The 16,942-nt window shown below is 63.1% G+C and carries 15 protein-coding genes; 3 read left to right on the forward strand and 12 right to left on the reverse strand.

From position 1 onward, the window contains the following. Nucleotides 1-126: 126 nt before the first annotated feature. Genes pxpB through AC1RQ5_RS17550 form a run of 3 tightly spaced genes read left to right on the forward strand, consistent with a single transcriptional unit; the run spans nt 127 to nt 2,679 of the window. Nucleotides 127-858, forward strand: coding sequence for a 5-oxoprolinase subunit PxpB (pxpB, locus tag AC1RQ5_RS17540; RefSeq protein WP_493200623.1), 732 nt, complete (start codon nt 127-129; stop codon nt 856-858). Then, complete coding sequence (locus AC1RQ5_RS17545; protein ID WP_493200625.1) at nt 855-1,892, forward strand: 5-oxoprolinase subunit C family protein; 1,038 nt, start codon at nt 855-857, stop codon at nt 1,890-1,892. Before pxpB ends, AC1RQ5_RS17545 begins: the two co-directional genes overlap by 4 nt. A gap of 16 nt (nt 1,893-1,908) precedes the next feature. Continuing rightward, nucleotides 1,909-2,679 (forward strand): LamB/YcsF family protein, encoded by a 771-nt coding sequence (locus tag AC1RQ5_RS17550; RefSeq protein WP_398482905.1) that lies wholly within the window; start codon nt 1,909-1,911, stop codon nt 2,677-2,679. A 158-nt stretch (nt 2,680-2,837) separates the two neighbouring features. On the opposite strand, the gene AC1RQ5_RS17555 is transcribed toward AC1RQ5_RS17550, so the two are convergent. From AC1RQ5_RS17555 to AC1RQ5_RS17610, 12 genes are all read right to left on the reverse strand, one after another. Continuing rightward, on the reverse strand, nt 2,838-3,878 hold the full coding sequence (locus AC1RQ5_RS17555; RefSeq protein WP_493200626.1) for an aliphatic amidase: 1,041 nt from the start codon (nt 3,876-3,878) through the stop codon (nt 2,838-2,840). 201 nt (nt 3,879-4,079) lie between these two features. Then, a complete protein-coding gene (locus AC1RQ5_RS17560; protein WP_493200628.1) occupies nt 4,080-5,024 on the reverse strand; it encodes an ABC transporter substrate-binding protein in 945 nt (314 codons plus the stop codon). Further along, nucleotides 5,021-6,115 carry an LLM class flavin-dependent oxidoreductase gene (locus AC1RQ5_RS17565; RefSeq protein WP_493200629.1) on the reverse strand — a complete coding sequence of 365 codons (1,095 nt, stop codon included), beginning with the start codon at nt 6,113-6,115 and terminating at the stop codon, nt 5,021-5,023. Before AC1RQ5_RS17565 ends, AC1RQ5_RS17560 begins: the two co-directional genes overlap by 4 nt. 28 nt (nt 6,116-6,143) lie before the next feature. Continuing rightward, nucleotides 6,144-7,283, reverse strand: coding sequence for an acyl-CoA dehydrogenase family protein (locus AC1RQ5_RS17570; RefSeq protein ID WP_493200630.1), 1,140 nt, complete (start codon nt 7,281-7,283; stop codon nt 6,144-6,146). Between the two features lie 169 nt (nt 7,284-7,452). Beyond that, nucleotides 7,453-8,259, reverse strand: coding sequence for an ABC transporter ATP-binding protein (locus tag AC1RQ5_RS17575; RefSeq protein ID WP_493200631.1), 807 nt, complete (start codon nt 8,257-8,259; stop codon nt 7,453-7,455). Next, nucleotides 8,252-9,025 (reverse strand): ABC transporter permease, encoded by a 774-nt coding sequence (locus AC1RQ5_RS17580; protein WP_493203458.1) that lies wholly within the window; start codon nt 9,023-9,025, stop codon nt 8,252-8,254. Before AC1RQ5_RS17580 ends, AC1RQ5_RS17575 begins: the two co-directional genes overlap by 8 nt. 115 nt (nt 9,026-9,140) lie before the next feature. Beyond that, a complete protein-coding gene (locus tag AC1RQ5_RS17585; protein WP_398482089.1) occupies nt 9,141-10,094 on the reverse strand; it encodes an ABC transporter substrate-binding protein in 954 nt (317 codons plus the stop codon). 115 nt (nt 10,095-10,209) lie between these two features. After that, on the reverse strand, nt 10,210-11,001 hold the full coding sequence (locus AC1RQ5_RS17590; RefSeq protein ID WP_493200634.1) for an ABC transporter ATP-binding protein: 792 nt from the start codon (nt 10,999-11,001) through the stop codon (nt 10,210-10,212). Further along, on the reverse strand, nt 10,995-12,035 hold the full coding sequence (locus AC1RQ5_RS17595; RefSeq protein ID WP_493200636.1) for an ABC transporter permease: 1,041 nt from the start codon (nt 12,033-12,035) through the stop codon (nt 10,995-10,997). Before AC1RQ5_RS17595 ends, AC1RQ5_RS17590 begins: the two co-directional genes overlap by 7 nt. Continuing rightward, nucleotides 12,013-13,113: an ABC transporter substrate-binding protein gene (locus AC1RQ5_RS17600; RefSeq protein ID WP_493200638.1), complete on the reverse strand. Its 1,101-nt coding sequence runs from the start codon at nt 13,111-13,113 to the stop codon at nt 12,013-12,015. Before AC1RQ5_RS17600 ends, AC1RQ5_RS17595 begins: the two co-directional genes overlap by 23 nt. A 436-nt stretch (nt 13,114-13,549) precedes the next feature. After that, a complete protein-coding gene (locus tag AC1RQ5_RS17605; protein WP_493200640.1) occupies nt 13,550-15,151 on the reverse strand; it encodes a sulfite reductase subunit alpha in 1,602 nt (533 codons plus the stop codon). Beyond that, nucleotides 15,148-16,932: a NirA family protein gene (locus AC1RQ5_RS17610; RefSeq protein WP_493200642.1), complete on the reverse strand. Its 1,785-nt coding sequence runs from the start codon at nt 16,930-16,932 to the stop codon at nt 15,148-15,150. Before AC1RQ5_RS17610 ends, AC1RQ5_RS17605 begins: the two co-directional genes overlap by 4 nt. Nucleotides 16,933-16,942 lie beyond the last annotated feature (10 nt).

Genomic DNA, 16,942 nt, shown 5'->3' on the forward strand with positions numbered 1-16,942 from the left:
TCACTGCAGCTTATCGCCACCATGTGTATTAATTTATTGAAGATGCACGGCTATTTCAAAATCGCGAATTCCACTCGCCGGCAAAACGCGCTATGCAAAGCGTGTTCTTGACCGACGTGAGACGCCATGGCCGCAGTTCTCTCCCCGCCCCGCATCCTGCCATCCGGCGATGCCGCCATCACTGTCGAATTCAGCCGCACCATCGACGAGGACGCCAATCGTCGCGTGCTGGCGCTGGACAAGCTCGTGGCGGCAGAGGCGCTGCCGGCCGTCACCGAAACCGTCCCGACCTATCGGTCGCTGCTGGTGCATTACGATCCGCTGCAGATCGATTTTGAAGCACTCGGCGAGACGCTGACACAACTGGCGCTCAAGCCATTGCCTGAAGCCAAGGCCGCGCGTCGATGGCGTATTCCTGTGGCTTATGGTGGCGAGAACGGGATCGATCTGGAAGACGTCGCCAAGGCGCTGAGCATCACGCCTGACGAAGTCGTGTCGCGCCATGTGGCCGGCGACTACAAGGTCGCGATGATCGGCTTCACGCCCGGCTGGTCTTATCTCTCCGGCTTGCCCAGCGACATGCAGATGGGACGGAGACAGAATCCGCGGCTGCTGACGCCGGCCGGTACGATCTCCATCGGCGGCATCCAGACCGGCGTGCAATGCCTCGCCGGCCCGAGCGGCTGGCACCTGCTCGGCCGCACCGCCGTGCGCACCTATCAGCTCGGCCGCGATCCGACCTTCCTGCTCGAACCCGGCGATGCCATCACTTTCGCTGCCGTCGATGAGCAGACGTTCAAGGAGCAGGATCGCGCAGCGGACGCGGGAGAATTCGTGGCCGAGTTGATCCCGTCATGAGCAAGCTGATCATCGCTTCCGTCAGCCCCGGCACGTCGGTGCAGGATATCGGCCGCTTTGGCGCGCAGCGCTACGGCCTTGTGCCGTCTGGCGCCGTCGATCGTCTCGCGATGGCTGCTGCCAATGCGTTGCTCGGCAATTCGCTCTTTGCGGCGACCATCGAACTCGGTCCGCTGAATTCGATCTTCACCGCCAAAGGTGGCGCGGTTCGCGTCGCGTTGAGCGGCGCCCTGCGCCCAGCCGACGTCGCAGGCACGCAAGTCATCGTGAATACCACGGTTACGCTCGCCGATGGTGAGAGCATCAATATCGGCGTCGCCCGCTCTGGCACATTCGGCTATCTCGCCATCGAGGGCGGCGTGCGTGGAGAGCCGATGTTCGGCAGCCTTGCCGTCAACGCCCGCGCCGGTCTCGGCAGCCCCTATCCGCGCCCGCTGCAGGCCGGCGATGAATTGCTGGTGGCGACAGCAAGTGCTGCGACCGAGAAACGCATCGATCTTCCTGCGCCTGTCGAGGGCCCGATCCGTGTCGTGCTCGGCCCGCAGGATGACGAGTTCGCCGACGGCAAGGACCTTTTCCTCAACAGCGACTGGAAGATCTCCGCCACCAGCGACCGCATGGGCTACCGGCTCGAAGGGCCCGTGATCAAGCATCTGCACGGCCACAATATCGTCTCCGACGGCACCGTGAATGGCTCGATCCAGGTGCCTGGCAACGGCCAGCCCATCGTGCTGATGCCGGATCGCGGCACATCCGGCGGCTATCCAAAAATTGCGACGGTGATATCCGCCGACCTCGGTCGCTTCGGCCAGACCCAGCCCGGCATGCCGTTCCGCTTCAAAGCCATCACCATGGCCGAGGCGCAGGCGGCGTATCGCGCCTATGCAGACTTGCTGCAGAGCCTGCCCGGCCGCGTCCATGATTCCAACGTCCTGATGCTGGACATCAAGGCGCTGCTGAACGCCAATGTCGCCGGCACCGCCATCGACGCCATCAATGACGCGACGTGGCAGGTTGCCACGGTGAACACCTAACCGACCGGGAGAGCCCATCATGACCATCGATCTCAATTGCGACCTCGGCGAAAGCTTTGGCATGTGGGAGATGGGCAACGATGCCGCGATGATCGATCTCGCGACATCGGTGAACATCGCCTGCGGCTATCACGCCGGCGATGCCGATGTGATGCGCAAGACCGTGCAACTTGCCAAGGCGCGCGGTGTGAAGATTGGCGCGCATCCCGGCTATCGCGATCTGCACGGCTTCGGTCGCCGTCCCATCGTCGGCCTCACTGCGCTGGAGATCGAGAACCTGATCGCCTATCAGATCGGCGCCTTGCAGGGCATTGCCGCCATGGAAGGTTACAAGGTCACCCATGTGAAGGCGCATGGCGCGATTTCCAACGTCGCCTGCGAGGATGACATGACCGCTCGCGCCATTGCGGCCGGGATCAAGGCGGTGGATCGCAACCTGACCTTCGTGGTCTTGGCGAATTCAAAGCTGGTGACTGCCGGTGAAGCCGCCGGCTTGCCGCTGGCGCATGAGGTGTTTGCCGACCGCGCCTATGAGGACAATGGCAATCTCGTCTCGCGCAAGAAGGAAGGCGCGGTGCTGCATGATCCCAAATTGGTCGCGGATCGCGTGGTGAAGATGGCGCAGACGGGTGAAGTGATCTCGATCACCGGCAAGGTCATCAAGATGAAAATGGACACGGTGTGTATCCATGGCGACACCCATGGCGCGGTGGAGATCGGCCGCCAGGTACGGGCCGGATTGCAGGCCGCGGGGATCGATGTGACGCCGTTCAAGACGGTGCTGTAGTCCACGTATTGCTCTCCGTTCTCATGGCGAGGAGGCGCTTCTTCGGCGCCGTCTCGAACCATGAATGGCCTGGCTTGAGCTTGCGGCCATCCTTCGAGACGCGGTCGAAACCGACCGCTCCTCAGGATGAGGGCTGAGTGTGGAAGAACCGCCTTCCCTCACCGATCGTTCAGCATCCCCTCATGCGGCAGGCCTTCGATCGGGCATTCCTCGACGCCCACAGTCCGCCGCGTGATCGCTTCGACATTCTCGCGGGCCTGATCTGGATTATTGACCCAAGTCGCATAGAAATCGAACGGACAGGCCGCGACGCCCTTGTTGCTTTCGCCGGAATTGATGGTGCCGGTATAGCCGCGATGCAGCAGCTTGAAGAGATGGTTCTCAGATTGCCCGGTGCGGCGCGCATCTCGGATCAGCGATTTCGACAGGACCGCATACTGGATGCCGTAATCTTCTTCGCCGCATTCGCCGAGGGTACGGCCGTCGAAGCCGATGATCGCCGAATGACCGAAATACGAGTAGACGCCGTCGAATCCTGATGCGTTGGCGACCGCCACATATGTGTTGTTGGCCCATGCCATCGCCTTCGCCATCAGCACCTGCTGATCCTTGGCCGGATACATGTAGCCCTGGCAGCGCACGATCAGTTCGGCGCCTTTCATCGCGCAGTCGCGCCAGATCTCGGGATAGTTGCCGTCATCGCAGATAATCAGCGACACTTTCAGGCCCTTTGGGCCTTCGGACACGTATGTGCAATTGCCGGGATACCAGCCCTCGATCGGCACCCATGGCATGATCTTGCGATACTTCTGAACGATCTCGCCCTTGTCGTTCATCAGGATCAGCGTGTTGTAGGGCGCCTTGTGCGGATGCTGTTCATGGCGCTCGCCCGTCAGCGAGAATACGCCCCAGACCTTCGCCTTGCGGCACGCCGCGGCGAAAATGTCGGTCTCCTCGCCGGGCACCTGCGACGCCGTCGCGTACATCTCCTCGGAGTCGTACATGATGCCCTGCGTCGAATATTCCGGGAAGATCACCAGGTCCATGCCCGGCAGGCCCTGCTTCATGCCGACGATCATGTCGGCGATCTTCTGCGCGTTGGCGAGAACCTCGGCCTTGGTGTGCAGCCGCGGCATCTTGTAGTTCACCACGGCCACGCCGACCGCGTCCTTGCTCGATGAGATGTCGCCGTGATGCATGATGCAGGATCTCCGTTTGGCGGTGATCCTGTGCCGGGTGATGAGGAGCGGGAATACGTGGATTTACGGATGTGTGGGGCGTTGCAACATCGACTGTCTTCGCCCCGGCTTGACCGGGCGATCCAGTAAACTCGCAAGCAGAAGCGTGTACTGGGTCACCCGGTCAAGCCGGGTGACGACAACTGTGGCGATCGTCGAAGCTTACAGCCCAGCGCCCTTCCCGATCGCATCGTTGAACGTCCGATCCACCAGCGCATTGGCGTCGAGCTTCTGCTTGATCAGGCCTGAGCGCAAATACAGATCAATCGTCTTCTGTTCATCGGCGACAACGCCATCATCGACCGGTGCGATTTTGATCTGGGCGCGGTTCAGCCAGTTCAGCGGCACCGAGGGCGCCACATTCATCAGCTTGCCCCAGGTCTGCGCATAGGCATCCGCATTCTTCAGCGCCCAGGCGCGGGCCGCGGTGAGACGGCGGAGATAGTCCTCGAGCTCGGCGTGCTTGTCGCGGATCGCATTCGGCGTCGCCACGACAAAGCTGAGGCCTGATGTCAGACCTTCGGCATTGAGTACGACGCGCGACTGGAACAGCACTTCTTCCTGGCTGACATAGGGCTCCCAGGTCGACCATGCATCCACGGAACCTCGGGTATAGGCTACCTTGGCATCGGACGGCGCCAGGAAGACGAGCTGGATATCGCTGGTGGTCCAGCCCTTGCTCTCCAGTGCGGCGAGAATGAGCTGGTGCCCGATCGAGCCGCGGCCGGTGGCGATCTTCTTGCCCTTCAGATCGTCAAAGCTCTTGATCGTGGAATCCTTCGGCACCAGCACGGCGAGCCCGTCGCCGGTCTGCCGGATCGCGGCAATGGCCTTGACCGGCACATTGGCGGCTGCCGCAAACGTAAAGGGCGCATCGCCCACCAGCCCGCTGTCGAGCGCGCCGGCACCAAGTGCCTCGAGCAACGGCGCCGCGGCAGCAAACTCCTTCCATTCAATCTTGTAAGGGACATCCTTCAGCACGCCGGATGCTTCCATCACCGCACGCGCATTGCCCTTCTGGTCCCCGACGATCAGCGTCGTCTCGGCATGGGCCGCCCCGGCGAAGGCCGCGAAGAGCAGACCGGCAGCAATGACAAGCCGTCTCATGCTGCAACAACTCCCTTGTCCGCAACGCGCGCAGCGATCAGCGCCCGCGTCGCCGGGATCAGTTCACGCCCATAGTCGATGGCGTCGATGAGCGGATCGAAGCCACGGATCAGGAAATGACTGACACCGAGATCGTGGTAGTCGGCGAAGACTTCAGCGACCTGCTCGGGCGTACCGACCAGCGCGGTGGTATTGCTGTTGGCGCCGGTCAGCGCCGCCATCTCGGTCCACAGCCGCTTGTCGATGCGCGTGCCCTGCTCTGCCAGTGCCAGCAGACGTTTCGCGCCGGCGGTTGCATGACCATCGGCCGGCTTGCGATAGCCGGTCTTGTCCTGCAGGGCGGTCGCACGGGCGAGGATGTCGTCGGCCTTGGCCCACGCCTTCTCCTCAGTCTCGGCAATGATCGGGCGCACCGAGAGGCTGAAGCGCGGCGCCGGGCGGCCATATTTCGCAGCGGCGGCCCGTACGCGACCGGTGACGTCGCGCACCTGGGCGTAGGACTCGCCCCACAGTGCAAACGTGTCAGCATGCTTGCCGGACACGTCGATGGCCGCATCGGACGCACCGCCGACGAAGACATGGATCGGCACCGTCGGCTTCACCTGCGAAAAGCCGCCTTCGACCTGGTAATACTTGCCGTGATAATCGAACGGCTTCTCGCTGGTCCATTCCTGCTTGATGATGTCCAGCCATTCGCCGGTGCGGGCATAGCGCTCGTCCTTGTCATCCAGCGTATTGCCGTCCTGCCGCAGCTCCTTGGCATTGCCGCCGGTGATGACATGCAGCGAGACACGGCCGTGATGGAAATTCTCGATGGTTGCCAGCTGGCGCGCCAGCACCGTCGGGGCGGTGAATCCCGGACGCTGTGCGATCATCACCTTCAGCTTCTCGGTGACACCAAGCGCGTGCTGCGCGACCTGCAGACCGTCCGGCGTGGTCGAATGGAAAGCGAGCAGAGCACGGTCGAAACCGGCGAGCTCATGGGCCTTGGCCACCGTCTCGATATAAGCGGGATCGAGGATCGGGCCGGAGCGCACGCGGGTTTCGGATGCGTCGTTGTTGGTGATGAAGCCGATGAATTCGACGGACATGTGTCTCTCCAATGTCGGATAGTGATTGTCAGAGCGCGAGCGCGCGGCGGCCTGCGATGGTGCGGATGCTGTCGTCCTGCGGCGTGTGCACGCGACCGCACAGGACGTCGCGATAATGCCGCTCCAGGGGATTGGCGCGGCTGAGGCCGTGATTGCTGGTCAAGGACAGCGCATCCTCGACCGCCGCCACGGCATTGTTGGTCACGGTCATCTTGATGATATTCGCCTCGACGGGATCGAGGTCGCCGTCACGATCGATATCGGCAGCCAGGCCGCGGATAAGACGCGCATTGATGGCGAGCCTGGCCTCGATACCGCCGACGATCTCCTGGGCCCGCGGCAAGGTCGCCAGCGGCGCACCCAGGCTCGACGGCACCCGTGATTTCAGAAAGTCCAGCAGCCAGTCACGCGCCGCGCGCGCCACGCCGTCATAGAGCGCGCCGAGCAGCGCGGCCTGGATCGTCGCCTGCAGGACATCGGGCTTGCGCCAGTCCGCGGGCACACGCAGCTCGATGACATGGTCGTGCGGGATCAGCACGTCGGCGAAGATGACGTCATGGCTGCCGCTTGCGCGGAGGCCGAGATGATCCCAGGTCTCGACGATCGAGATACCCGGCAGCCCTGCGGGCACCAGGAACAGACCGACTTGCGGATCCGCGTCATCGGTCTTGGCGAGGACGCTGTACCATTTCAGGATCGGCGATCCCGTCGAATAGATCTTGCGGCCGGTCAGACGCCAGCCGTCTGCAGTTTGACGGGCCACAGTGGCCGGCAGCCCGCCGCGCGACGGCGAGCCCAGATCGGGCTCGACGCGCAATGTGTTGATCAGCGCGACCTCTCCGATATCCGGCACGATGCGGCGTATCAGATGCTCCGGCCACGGACTGCCGCGTGCAATCACCAGATGGTGCATGTAGTGCATGATCAGCACCAGTGCCGTCGCGGGGTCGGCCTGCCCGACAAGTCCGACCACGCGTGCCGCGTCGCTGATCGAAGCACCGCCCCCGCCGAATTTGCGCGCCACAGGGAAGGTCAGCAGCCCGGAATCGGCAAGGTCGCGAAAATTTTCGAACGGGAAACTCGCTGTCCGGTCATGCACAGGTGCTCGTTCGGCGAAGCCGGAGGTGAGCAATTTAACCCTGTCGATAATGCTGGGAACCGCGTCCATATCGTACTGCCTTCGGCTTCTCTGACCTTAGAGAATGCCGTTCGGCAGGGGTTACAAGCGGTGACGGGAAATAACGACAGCGGGCCTGATGCGCGTCGGACCTGCAGGTCAAAAATTCTACTTCGTATCACGGCGGGAGAATTTCATTCCGGGCTCTTTGGGGACCGACTCAGGAGTCCGCAGCCGTATCGCGGCTACCGGCGATATGACTGGTCAGCTTCTGTGTCACCTCGCGCCGCAGGGTGTTGAACTCCGGCGAGGCCACGTCCCGCGGTCGCGGCAGGTCGATGTCGATCTCACAATCGATCCGGCCAGGCCCGGCCGACATCACGATCACCCGATCGGCCAGCATCACCGCCTCCTCCACCGAATGCGTGACGAAGATCACGGTCAGTCCGGTGGTGCGCCAGATCTCGACCAGCTCCTCCTGCAATTTGCTCCGGGTCAGCGCGTCGAGCGCGCCAAACGGCTCGTCCATCAGCAACACGTCGGTGTCATTGCTGAGCACACGCGCAATCGCGACGCGCTGTTTCATGCCGCCGGACAGCTGATGCGGATAACGATCGGCAAATGCGGTCAGCCCGACCATGGCCATGAATTTGTCGGTGATCTCCCGCACGACTTTCGAGGCCACGCGGCGATGCGTTGGACCGAAACCGATATTGTCGCGCACCGTGAGCCAGGGAAACAGCGCATAGTCCTGAAACACCATGCCGCGCTCGGGACCCGGCTTTTCGACCGGAAAGCCATACATCGTCACCGAGCCCTGCGTGGCCTTCTCGAAACCGGCGACGATACGCAGCAATGTGGATTTGCCGCAACCGGAGGCGCCGAGCAGGCAGACGAACTCACCCTTGCGGATACTCAGACTGACGCCGCGCAGGGCTTCAACCGGACCGTTCGAGGCGTGATAGAATTTCTGTACACCGTCGATCTCGAGGATTGGCGGCGCCGCACTGGTGGGGTGATCAAGCATGGTGCTGCGGGCTCCAGCGCAGGAAGTAGTTGCTGAGCATCAGCAGGATCCGATCCGACAGAAAACCAGTGATGCCGATGATGATCATGCCGGTGATCACGAGATCGGTGCGCGACAGGGTGCGGCCATCCATGATCACGGCACCAAGCCCTTCGGGCACGCCGGTCATCTCGCCGACCACGATGAGGATCCACGCAAAACCGGCGCCGAGGCGCAGGCCGTTGAAGATGCTCGGCAGCGCCGCCGGCAGCACGACCGAGCGAAATTGCTGTGCGCCGCTGCAACCCAGCATCTCGGCTGCCTCGAACAATCGGACATCGACGGATCGTACGCCGAAGACGGTGTTGAGCAGGATCGGAAAGAACGCGCCAAGGAAGACGAGGAAGATCGCCGCCCGCGGACCGAGGCCGAAAAAGATCATCGACAACGGCAGCCACGCCGTCACCGGGATCGGTCGCAGCAGTGACAGCGTGGGATCGAGCAGCGAGCGGAGCAGAGGCATGCGGCCGATCATCAGACCGAGTGGAATGCCGACCACGGCCGCACACAGGAAGCCGCCATAGACTCGCTGCACGCTCTTCCAGAAATGGATCGGCAGGCTCGCGCTGTAGGCGTCGTCATAAATGCCGCCAAAGGCGAAATCCCACATCATGATGGCAACGCCGGATGGCGGCGGCACCAGCCGCGTGCCGGTCCAGCGCACCATCACGTGCCAGACCAGCAACAGGAGCGCCGGCACGATCAGGCCGAGCGCGACGATGCGCATCCGCCGCAGCGCCTCGCCGCCCGGCCTGGTCACGGCGACCGGCAAATCTCCCGTTTGTACGAGATCGATACGCTCGGGCGCGGTGGTCGTCGTCGATTGCAAGCTCACGATGCGCTCACGTGGCCGCCAGCGCCTTGACGAAGCTCGCATCGATGAAGGTCTTGTAGTCCGGCTGCTGGCGGATCTGCTTCTTGGCCAGCATCTGGCTGCCGTAATATTCAGCCTGCTTCATGAACTGGTCGTCGATGTTCCAGGTCAGTTCGACATTCGGCGCAGCCTTCTCGATCGACGGCTTCTGCTGGCCGAGCTTCTGCATCGCGATGGCGATGAACGCCTCGCGGTCCTTCATGGCGTATTCGCTGGCGGCGCGATGGGTCTTCAGCAGCGCCTTGATGAGTTCCGGGTCCTTCTCGATCAGCTCCCGGCGCGTGGTCAGCACCATGTTCAGCGAGCCGGTCGGTGTCGTATAGGGATATTCGACGATCTGGCCGACGCCATTTGCGAGGCTGATGCCCGGCCCGGGCTCGGCGCCCACATAGGCGTCGATATCGCCACGTGCAAGCGCGGGCGCCATGTCGCTGAAGGAGAGCCTGACAGCCTCGACATCCTTGACGGTCATTCCTTCGGCGGCCAGCCGGTCGAGGATCACCACCTCCTGGGTCGAGCCGGGCAGGATGGCGACCTTCTTGCCTTTCAGGTCCTTGATCGCATTGATGCCGGAATCCTTCTTGGCGACCACGGCCATGCCGCGATTGCAGGCAGCCGCGATCACCACGATGGGCTCGCCATTAGCGCCGCCAAGCGTCGCAGCCGCGAAGCCGAAAATGCCGAAATCGACCGTGCCTGTCGCGACCGCGTTCTTGCCATCGGTCGGCGTCTCGAACGGGATGACCTCGAACTTGACGCCGGCCGGCGCGAATTTCTCATAGAAATACGGGGTCACGCCGTGAATGAGCTTCAGCGTGCCGATCTTGACCGTACGATCGGCGGCGAATGCACTGATGCTGGTCGTCGATAGAGCAACGGCGCTCGCCGTCAGGCGGATGAAATCTCGTCGGCTGGTGCGCATGGTACTTCCTCGGGCTGCACGGACAGGTCACCCAAGGTGTATGCAACAAACATGCCTTGCCTCTGCAGCCGGCACTGGAAATGGCAGCGGAGCTACACGCTGCCATCCATTGAGGTCACCAGGTCGCGTCGAGGCCGAGCAAACCAAGGATCTCGCGCCGGAGCTCCGCCAGATGCGGATCGCCGCGGTGGCGCGGATATGGGCGATCGACGGTGATGTCCGCCTTCACTTGCGCCGGACGATCGCTGAACACGATCACACGATTGGCGAGAAACAGTGCTTCTTCCACGTCATGCGTCACCAGGAGCCCGGTGAAACCGTTGCGCTGCCACAGCGAAACGAGTTCGGACTGCATGGTGATCCGTGTCAGCGAATCGAGTTTGCCGAGCGGCTCGTCGAGGATGAGAATGCGCGGGTCATTGACCAGCGCGCGTGCCAGCGCAACCCGCTGCGCCATGCCGCCGGACAACTGGTGCGGATAGGCCTTGGCGAAGCCGCCGAGACCGACGAGATCGATGGCTGCATCGACGCGGTGGCGCTGCGTCTTCAACAGGCCCTGCGCCTCCAGACCGAGCGCGACATTGTCCCAGACCGTGCGCCAGGGAAACAGCGTCGGATCCTGAAACACGACCACACGCGACGGAAAGGGCCCGGTGATGGCGACGCCATCCTCGGCCAGCGTGCCGGCGCGCGGCGGCTCGAGGCCGGCGACAAGCCGCAGCAACGTGGACTTGCCGCAGCCGGACGGGCCAAGTAACGCCACGAACTCGCCGGGCGCGACCCTGATGCTCACATCGTCGAGCACCGGCAGTGCGGCGCCGTCGATATCGAAAGCGTGGCTGACATTCTCGATGTCGAGCGACGCACCCGTCGGTTCGGGCTGGAATGCTTTTGCAGCGGCTACCATTTCACCACCCCCTTCTGCCAGACGAGCAGGCGATCGCGAACGCGAAACAACAGTGTGATCGCGCCGGAGCAAAGCAGCGACATCACGATCAGGGCCGCATACATGTTGTTGTAGGAGGCCCATCCCTGCGCCCATTGCAGATACCAGCCGAGCCCTGCCTTGACGCCGATCATTTCGGCGACGACCAGCACGGCGAATGATGCGCCGAGCCCCATGAACAAGCCGACGAAAACATGCGGCAACGCTGCGGGGATCGCCACTTTGGTGACGAGGAAGGACGGTTTGGCACCGAGCGTACGTGCGACGTCGTAATAGGCAGGGCTGACGCTGGCAACGCCAGACCATGTGAGCACGGTCACCGGGAATCCCGTCGCAAGCGCGATCAGGAAGGTCGATGCGCTCCAGCTCGATGGAAAGGTGAAGAAGGCGATCGGCAGCCAGGCTGTCGCCGGCAGCGGACCGATGAAGCGCAGGATCGGATGCACCCAGTAGCCGGCAAGCCGCGACCAGCCGATCGAGACGCCGGTGAGGAAACCGACGACAGCGCCGATGAAGTAACCGCCGAGCTGCAGCTTCACCGAAGCGAGCACGCTGTCGAGCAGCTTTGGCGCGTCGTCGGTATAGACCTCGACGATCGACTGCGGCGGCGGGAAGAACGGCAGCGGCAGCCAGCCGAATTTGGCGGTGGCGAGCTCCCACAAGGTCAGGAACACACCAAGCGCAAGCAGCCAGGGGGCGCGCTTCTGCACACCCTCGCCGAACTTCCCGAGTGCCGCATGTGCCGTCGTCGCGACCACGATCAAGGTAGCGACGGCGAAGGCCACATAGGCGACCGCTTCGGTGCGCGACCAGTCGCCGATATCGGGCCAATGCAGGCTTGCATAACCGAAAGCCAGCCAGGCGAGCCCTGCCCCGACGCCCGACCATGTCGGCCGGAGCCTGTCTGTGAATGTCAGGCCGCCATCGCCCGCAATCGCAAGGCTTTCGCGGTCCGCGCTGACCGGCGCGATATCAGACGCGGAATACGTCGGCATAGATGCGCTCCGCGAATTTGGCGGTGTCGGTGTTCGGTTTGAAGACAGAGACCGTCTTCAGCTCGTCCGCATAGGTCTTCAGCTCGCGCTTGAGCTGATCGCCGACCGGATGGTGGTGATGGGTGTGATACTTCACCATCGCCAGCAGATCGTCGGGCGTCGCTGCCTTCGGCGCATAAGGCTGGAACGCCTTTGCCGCCTTGTCCGGATTCTGCGAGGCGAACATCGCGGCATCGAGCAGCGACTGCGTCAGCGCCCGCGCGACCAGCGGCTCCTGCCGGATCAGGCTGCCGCGGACGCCGACGATGCAGCAGCTGATGTCGCGATAGGGACCATCGAGATTGGAGCCGACCTCCTTGAACTCACCATCCTTGAGCCAGAGATAGGCCAGCGGATCGGAGGCGAGACCGACCTGCGCCTCGCCCTTCTGCACGGCCAGCTGCACGAGATTGCCGGGGAATTGACGGAATTCGACATCCTTGTCCGGGTCCAGCCCGATCTTGGCCAGCTGCACGGCGAAGAAGTTCTTGTCCGGACCGGCCATGTCGCCGACCGCGATCACCTTGCCCTTGAAGTCGGCAACACCCTTGATGTCGGATTTGGCCGGCACAAAGGCGCGCAGGCAGCCGCCATGGGTGCCGGCGACGATCTTGACGTCAAAGCCCTGCTCCAACGGCTTGAGCCAGCGCAGCGCCATGCCGACACCCGCATCGGACTTGCCGGTGGCGATCGCTTCCAGCAGCTGATCGGTGGAGCCGCTGTAATTGACGAGGTCGACATCGAGATTCTGCTTGGCAAAGAAACCGTGTTCGATGGCAACCGCCAGAGGTGCAAGGCAGACCGCGCCGGCATTCCATGACAGCTTCAGCTTCCGCGGCGCGCCGGTGAGCGCCGGCGTATCGGACGATGCCTTGCAGATCGGGAATTCGGAGAAATCGATCGGCGAGATTGGCTTGAACGGAAACGCCTGCGCGGCGCCCCAGGCGCCCAGAGGTGCCGCGAATGCGGCTGCAGCGCCTGCGCCGAGCAGCGCACGGCGGTTCATCACGGCGGCGCGTTTGTGGTCATCGTCGGACATGTCGTCTCCTGCTTGGCGAAAGGCACAGCACGGCCCCTGAGCGCAACGCATGACGTTGCAGCTCGCGCTGATGCGATGGTGAAAGAGCTGAAAGGATGACGGCACGGGCGTCTCGCGACTCCCGCACCGGCTTTGTTGATGGTGTCAGGATGACGCGGCGCAAGGCGCGGGGTCAATGAAATGGAATTTTGAATGTCGCGGGACTTGGAGAGATTATCTCCAGAGATCGCCATTTAAGGAGTGCGCTACAGCGATCGCGATACAGCCATTCTCTGCAGTCGGGAGCTGACAGACATTTAATTTCAGAGGTCGTCCCCGCGCAGGCGGGGACCCATAGCCTCCGAAGCAGAGGATCTATCGGGGGCTGAGCCACACCTGCCTGAGCTTACTTTAGTCCGTCCGCGTGTATGGGTCCCCGCCTGCGCGGGGACGACGATCAATACACGTCGAGCTGGAAGCGCCCCTTCTTCTTCAGCTCGCTGACAAATGTCACGGCTTCGTCGATCGATCGTGCACCATGCTGCGCGGTGACATCGACGAGCGCGCGCTCGACGTCCTTGGCCATGCGCTTGGCATCGCCGCAGACATAGACATGGGCGCCTTCGGCGAGCCACGTCCACAGATCGCGCCCGACCTCGCGCATGCGATCCTGCACGTAGAATTTCTCGCCGGTGTCGCGCGACCACGCAAGCGACAGGCGCGTGAGAAATCCGTCATTCTTCATGCCGTTGAGTTCATCGGCATAGAAGAAATCCGAGGCACTGCGCTGATGGCCGAAGAACAGCCAGTTCTTGCCCGGTGCATTGACCGCCTTCCGGTCATGCAGGAAGGCACGGAACGGCGCGATGCCGGTGCCCGGCCCGACCATGATGATCGGGGTCTCCGGATCCTCGGGCAGCGCAAAGCCGTGGGCCTTCTGCACATAGACCTTCAGTTCGTCACCCGGCTTGATGCGGTCAGCGAGAAAGCTGGAGGCCAGGCCATGCCGCTTGCGCTTGCCGATCACGTAACGGACCGCATCGACGGTGAGCGACAGTTTTCCCGGTGTTGCGTTATGCGAGGATGAGATCGAGTAAAGCCGCGGCTGCAGCGGCTCCAGGGCCTCGATGAAGGCTTCCGGATGCGGACGCACACTCGGAAACTTCTGCAACGCCGCCATCACGTCCAGCGTCGCGGCATCACCATCGGGATCCTCGCCCTGCGCCAGCGCGCGCGCCTTGGCGCGATGGGCGCCGCCGGTAAGATAGGAGATCAGTTCGAACAGGCTGTCCGGAGCCGGCGCCAGCGAGACGTCGTGCTGCAGCACCTCGCGCAGCGTCTTGCCGCGAACCTCAGTCGTGTGTGAAGCGCCGAGAAGGGCAATGATCTGGTCGACATGGCCGAGATCGTTGCTGGCGAAAATGCCAAAACTGTCGCCGACCACGTAATCGAGCCCGCAGCCGGACAGATCGAAATCGATATGCCAGGTTTCCTTCTCCGAGCCCGCGCCATTGAGCAGGCGTCGGCCGAGGAAGATGGCCGGTGCCGGATTGTCGCGCGAGCGGCCGAGCGTGGATGGATCGGGCGCTGCAGCCTCAACCGGCTCGGCCGGCTTCGCCACCGGCGCGGCACCGCCCGCCGCGGGCGCCTTGTCGAGCTCTTCATAGAGCGACTTCAGCATCCGCGCGGTTTCCTTGCCGCCGGGGACGCAGAGATTAAGGCGCGGCTCGGCCTTGCTGGCGATGGCGTCGGAATAGTCGTTGCAGTTATAGCCGCACTGGCCGCAGTCCTGCTGTGCCATCGCCGCCATCATCTTGCGGCGGACGGCCTTGCCTTCGGCGAGTTTCATGCGGTCGCCGATGGGCATGGTCTGGTCATGCCACGGCGCGCCGTCGTCCTCTTCCATGATCGCGGCGCCCTGATCCGCTGACAGCGGCGTTGCCGGAGCGTCGGACAACAGGCCGGCAAAGAAGCCATTCAGCCACGAGCGCTGTGCTTCCGAGAACGGCGCCGAGGACGGGATGATGTCGAGTTTGGGAGGTGTCACCATCTGGTTCATGCTGAGACCTCGTCAGCGAGCTTGCGCAGCGCGGCTGCGTCATGGCGGCGCGAGAATGTGAGGAAGGTTTCATCCGACGAGGCCCGGTTCGCGAGATAGGCTTTCAGCAGCTTTTCCACGACGGCCGGTGCGTCTTCGGATTTGACGTTCTGATAGAGCTCCTGCCCCACATCGGCCTGCGGCCCGAAACCGCCGCCGGTGAAGATGTGAAAACCATCGACGGCGTCGTCGCTGTCCTCGAACTGGACGCGCGCGCCGATCATGCCGATATCGCTGATATAATGCTGCGCGCAGGAGTGGTGGCAGCCGGTGAGATGGATGTTGATCGGCGTATCCACCTCGACACGGGTATCGCACCATTCGGCGATATTGGTGGCGGTCCGCTTGGTATCGGCATTGCCGAATTTGCAGCCGGCACGGCCGGTGCAGGCAATCAGGCCGGCACGGATCTCCGTGGTCTTCACGGCAAGGCCGATGGCCTCGATGGCCGCAATCGCCAGCGCAACGTTCTCATCCTTGACGCCCGGGATAAGCAGGTTCTGCCACACCGTCAGTCGGATATCGCCATCACCGAGATCGGCCGCAATCCTGGCGAGGCCGCGCATCTGGTCCGACGTCATCTTGCCGAGCGGCAGCACGACCCCGATCCAGTTGAGCCCGTCCTGCTTCTGCCTGTGCACGCCGAGATGCGCGGTGCGATCGAAGGTCGGCCGCGGCAGCAGCGCTTCCGGCGCAATGCGCGTGAATGGCGCGCCGAGTTTCTCCTCGACGAGGACGAGAAACTTCTCCATGCCCATGCCGTCGATGACATATTTCAGCCGCGCCTTGAGCCGGTTGGTGCGGTCACCGAGATCGATGAACACGCGCACGATGGCATCCGACACCCTTGTCGCGTCTTCCGGCTTCACAATGATGCCGGTGTCGGCGGCAAAATCCCTGTGGCCGGTGATGCCGCCGATACCGAGCTTGAACCAGACGCCTGGCGCGACGCCAAAGCCGTCCTTCACCTCGACGGCCTGAAAGGCGATGTCATTGGTGTCTTCCAGCACCGCGATCTTGCCGGCGCCGTCGAAGGCGACGTTGAATTTTCGCGGCAGGCCGTAGAGCGATCGATCGTTGAGGATGTGATAGTGCCACTCGCGCGCATAGGGCCGGGTGTCGAGCAGTTCCTGCGGATCGATGCCGGCGGTCGGCGTGCCAGTGACATTGCGGATATTGTCGGCGCCGGAGCCGCGCGAGCACAGGCCGAGATCCTGGATTCCCTCGATCAGTCGCACCGCGTTTTTCGGCGGGATCTCGCGGACCTGCAGATTGGCGCGCGTGGTGACGTGGCTGAAAGGCCCGCACAATTCGTCGCTGAGATCGGCGAGGCCCGACAACTGCCAGTGCTTCATGATCCCGTTCGGAATGCGCAGGCGCGACATATAGGAGTCCTGCGTCGGCCCGACATAGAAGATGCCGTAATAGCGCCAGCGGAAATTGTCGGCGGGCGTCGGCCGCGCATCATTGGCCGCCTGCTCGCGCAGCCGCGGATAGGCATCGAAAGGATGTTCCTCGCGCTTCCACTTTTCCTGATCGACCAGCTTCTTGCCGGCGGCCGTGGTGCGATCCTGCGCCTTGATATGCGACGCATCGGGCCCGGTCGGCTCGCTGCTTCCTTTGGCAGCTCCCCCGCCGCCAAGACCCTTGCCCACGCGGCTGATCTGCAGGCCGGTCGTAAAACCTTCGAGATAGCGCTTCTGCTCGTCGGAGAAGTCGATGGAGAGCGGTTCGATTTTCATGCGGCGACGA

It is taken from the genome of Tardiphaga sp. GW821-FHT12E02, from assembly GCF_058807155.1.

Coding starts and splice junctions, on each gene's coding strand:
- pxpB (WP_493200623.1), top strand. CDS start 127: ATGGCCGCAGTTCTCTCCCCGCCCCGCATCCTGCCATCCGGCGATGCC.
- AC1RQ5_RS17545 (WP_493200625.1), top strand. CDS start 855: ATGAGCAAGCTGATCATCGCTTCCGTCAGCCCCGGCACGTCGGTGCAG.
- AC1RQ5_RS17555 (WP_493200626.1), bottom strand. CDS start 3,878: ATGCATCACGGCGACATCTCATCGAGCAAGGACGCGGTCGGCGTGGCC.
- AC1RQ5_RS17560 (WP_493200628.1), bottom strand. CDS start 5,024: ATGAGACGGCTTGTCATTGCTGCCGGTCTGCTCTTCGCGGCCTTCGCC.
- AC1RQ5_RS17565 (WP_493200629.1), bottom strand. CDS start 6,115: ATGTCCGTCGAATTCATCGGCTTCATCACCAACAACGACGCATCCGAA.
- AC1RQ5_RS17570 (WP_493200630.1), bottom strand. CDS start 7,283: ATGGACGCGGTTCCCAGCATTATCGACAGGGTTAAATTGCTCACCTCC.
- AC1RQ5_RS17575 (WP_493200631.1), bottom strand. CDS start 8,259: ATGCTTGATCACCCCACCAGTGCGGCGCCGCCAATCCTCGAGATCGAC.
- AC1RQ5_RS17580 (WP_493203458.1), bottom strand. CDS start 9,025: ATGCGCATCGTCGCGCTCGGCCTGATCGTGCCGGCGCTCCTGTTGCTG.
- AC1RQ5_RS17585 (WP_398482089.1), bottom strand. CDS start 10,094: ATGCGCACCAGCCGACGAGATTTCATCCGCCTGACGGCGAGCGCCGTT.
- AC1RQ5_RS17590 (WP_493200634.1), bottom strand. CDS start 11,001: ATGGTAGCCGCTGCAAAAGCATTCCAGCCCGAACCGACGGGTGCGTCG.
- AC1RQ5_RS17595 (WP_493200636.1), bottom strand. CDS start 12,035: ATGCCGACGTATTCCGCGTCTGATATCGCGCCGGTCAGCGCGGACCGC.
- AC1RQ5_RS17600 (WP_493200638.1), bottom strand. CDS start 13,113: ATGTCCGACGATGACCACAAACGCGCCGCCGTGATGAACCGCCGTGCG.
- AC1RQ5_RS17605 (WP_493200640.1), bottom strand. CDS start 15,151: ATGAACCAGATGGTGACACCTCCCAAACTCGACATCATCCCGTCCTCG.
- AC1RQ5_RS17610 (WP_493200642.1), bottom strand. CDS start 16,932: ATGAAAATCGAACCGCTCTCCATCGACTTCTCCGACGAGCAGAAGCGC.